The 535-nt window shown below is 64.1% G+C and carries 1 protein-coding gene; it reads left to right on the plus strand.

Features of this window, described 5'->3' with window-relative positions; genetic code table 11:
* The coding region (locus tag ENZ75_RS33785) for an ABC transporter ATP-binding protein (protein ID WP_164888279.1) at positions 1-505 on the plus strand (505 nt) is incomplete at its 5' end.
* Positions 506-535: the final 30 nt, after the last annotated feature.

Consider the following 535-nt stretch of genomic DNA (forward strand, 5'->3'; position numbering starts at 1 on the left):
ATACGCGCTGTTTCCCTGGCTCACCGTACGCCAGAACGTCGAGTTCGGGCTGCGCATCAAGGGCGAGGAAGCTTCGCGCCGCCGGCAGATCGCCGAGCGTTTCATCGATCTCGTCGGCCTTGGCGACTTCGCCGACGCGCTGCCGAAGACGCTTTCGGGCGGCATGAAGCAGCGTTGCGCGATCGCCCGGGCCTATGCGGTCGATCCCTCGATCCTTTTGATGGACGAGCCCTTCGGGGCGCTCGACGCACTGACCCGCGTGCAGCTCCAGGACCAGTTGCTCGACACCTGGAGCCGGGAGCGGCGCACCGTGATGTTCATCACCCACGATGTCGACGAGGCGGTCTACCTCGCCAACCGCGTCATCGTCATGGCGGCGCGGCCCGGCAGGCTGCAGGAGATCATCGACGTCGGCCTGCCTTACCCAAGAACCGAGGAAATCCGGCTTTCGGCGGAGTTCATGAGCATCCGCAACCGCGTCTGGCAAGCCGTTTACCACCAGTAACAGTGACAGGAGGAGAGTATGGTGACACTG

It is taken from the genome of Mesorhizobium sp. M7A.F.Ca.CA.002.04.1.1 (assembly GCF_004022805.1).
GTDB lineage: Bacteria > Pseudomonadota > Alphaproteobacteria > Rhizobiales > Rhizobiaceae > Mesorhizobium > Mesorhizobium ciceri.